The following is a 2,506-nucleotide window of genomic DNA, read 5'->3' as shown; positions in this document are numbered from 1 at the left end:
GCCGTCGCGCTCGCGGCCACCGTCATCTTCTGGCTATGACAATGAGTCCTGACCCTAGGAAGACCCGCTTCAGCTTACGGCCGCCTTGATTGACTTCAAGATGAGGTTTGTACCCACCCAACGGCCATATGCCAGCGACACACTCCCACTCCCAATGCTGCCGCCTCCAAACAGTGTCTAGTGTAACACCTTGTTCGGTGAGGATAAGGCGGCGCGGCCGAACTGCCGGAACCATGGAATGGCAAGCCCAAAACGTGAAGAACAGCGTCTCGATGAGGCATAGAGCCAAGAGGTCGTCGCCCTCTAGGCGGGGGACGCCCGGTACGTTAGCGTAATATGAACGAACGTCCGGGATTGGCGGAAGCGGAATGGCCAGGATTGGTGGTGAGCGGACGTTGGTCTATCGAGATGGCGATGTCAGCTTTTGATAGAGATCGGAACCGCAACTGCGCTCCTTCAAGCGCTGGAGAATTGGACGGCGATCTTCTTACGCTGGCATTTGCGAAGACGAACGCCATAACAGTTGACGCCGTTTGTGCCGGGCGTGATCGGGGTGAAAGCGATGGGATGGTTTGAAACGGCTTCAATTATTGGGGCGAGTTTGTCTGCACTCGCCGGAAACATATTAGCGTGGGAAGCATCACCCGCGTCAGCGGTTCCGCCTAAAATGATCAGCAGTCCGATAAAGTTCGAAGACTATCCACAACAAGCTTTGCGAAACAGACAGGAGGGCTATGTCTCCATCGAACTAAAAGTATCGGTGAACGGTGCCCCCTTGTCCTGCCAAGTGACTGAAAGTGCTAGGCACTCAGCGCTTGACGAGGTAACTTGCAAACGGTTGATGAAGGCGCGTTTCGAACCGGCACGCGGCCCTGATGGCGTCGCAGTTGCTGGCAACTTTCATACCGCAGTCGGCTGGAGCATGCCAGCACCAGGTGTGGTGCCGGATAGCCGCGTATTTGTACCGGTCGCAGCTTTGCCGAACGGCTACGTGCAGCCTACATCGACCTTTCTGTCGTTCGATGCCGCTGGCTTTCTCGCCACCTGTGAGATTAAGGCCACCAGCGGGAGTGAAGCGTTCGACAAGGTTGCCTGCGCTCTTTTGCGCAAGCAGATGAAGATCACTCCCCCTCACGCAATCGGGAATGCGCGAGCGGCAGGGTATCGCTACGTTCCGGTCGCGGCTCTCCCGACCTCGAAACGGTAGGTGCGCTGTTTGTAGGCCAACGAATATCCGCCAATAGGCGTACGCGGTACTCCGATGCGATCGACTCCGGAACGTCTAGATTTGGTGGTGAGCAGCCCGGCAGGTTTCAGGAGCTTGGGTGTGGTTAGCTGCCATCAGGTCGGGTAGCTTGGAGCATGAGCACGTTCGACCTTCAAGCTTTCGCCCGGCCCGGTACGACGGTTTTGCCACCCGCTGGATTTCAGACAGGCTGGGTCAGGATCGACGATCTCGACGAAACGATATTCTACAGCACGGCGATCTGGTCCCGAGAGGAATACCCTCGGCATTGGCGCGACGCAGCGGGACGTCTGGCGAGTGGCGCCGACTTCGCGGCCTTCTGCACTAATCTAACCACAGATAATGCGAGCATATTCGCAGGCTTTCGCTCCTTCGATTGCGTCTGGTTCGAGAAGTGGGTCATGCCCCGATCGGCGCTTACGGTGGAGGGTACATGCGTCGCACTGGTTGCCGACGCTGCTCGCAGCGAGGGAGGCGAAGCATCCTCATGGCAAGTTTCGGTCGATGCCGTTCGGGCCTACGCTGGCCGCTAGGAAGCTGGCCAGCGGCGTTATCGCAAACGGGGGATCAATGTCCGCTTTTGGGAACGACGGAAAGGTCATCGACCGACCAATTGTGGGCGTCTGCGGACCGGCCGCTTTTGGGTGTCGAGTTTACCAATCGCGAATGTCGCATTGTGGTGGAATGCGGACCTTCGGCTTTGAAGGCTTCACCCCAAGAAACCAACCGAACGGGTATCCCGGATGCATCAGTGTCTTGCATCGCCGGAGCCCGCGGTTTCCTGTCGTTCTTCGCATGATGCGGAATCCGTGATTTTTGCATCGCGCTGGTGATTGGCATGCGAGCTCGCTCTTTGCCGGGAAGGTCGTAAGCTATGCGGGTCAGGGAGTTACAGATGAAGAATAAGGCATCAGTATGTATCCGCGTGATCTCGGGTATGACGATAGCAGCTGCAGCGATCAGCGCTCATGCGCAGTTCGTCCCACCTGCCGGATACAGTGGCGGCGGGTCACGACCGGGTGTCGCGGTGCCCTCAGACCCTAATGCGCCGCCCTTAACCCGGATCCCTGACGCGGCATTGTGGAGCCTGATCCACGTCGATCCACTCTACTTGCGCGGCTCGGCTGTGGGCCATTCCAAGGTCGTTGGCGCATTTGAGATAGCCGAAACGAGCAAGACACATGTCGTTGCGGCATGGTCGCCCGGTTTTTTGCCAGTCACCCTCTCATTGAGCGACGGCCGCTGCTACGTGCTCCAAGC

The 2,506-nt window shown here is 58.0% G+C and carries 2 protein-coding genes; both read left to right on the top strand.

Features of this window, described 5'->3' with window-relative positions; all coding sequences use genetic code 11:
* Nucleotides 1-535 precede the first annotated feature (535 nt).
* On the top strand, nt 536-1,207 hold the full coding sequence (locus IFT54_RS20120) for a TonB family protein (RefSeq protein ID WP_192071977.1): 672 nt from the start codon (nt 536-538) through the stop codon (nt 1,205-1,207).
* Nucleotides 1,208-2,141: 934 nt separating this feature from the next.
* Nucleotides 2,142-2,506, top strand: a 365-nt coding sequence (locus tag IFT54_RS20290; protein ID WP_206758149.1) for a hypothetical protein, incomplete at its 3' end; no start/stop codon positions are given.

The sequence above is a fragment of the Sphingomonas sp. CFBP 13714 genome, from assembly GCF_014842205.1.
GTDB classification, from domain to species: domain Bacteria; phylum Pseudomonadota; class Alphaproteobacteria; order Sphingomonadales; family Sphingomonadaceae; genus Sphingomonas; species Sphingomonas aerolata.
The sequence above is the reverse complement of the archived record's forward strand: the minus strand, read 5'-3'. Positions and strand labels throughout refer to the sequence as shown.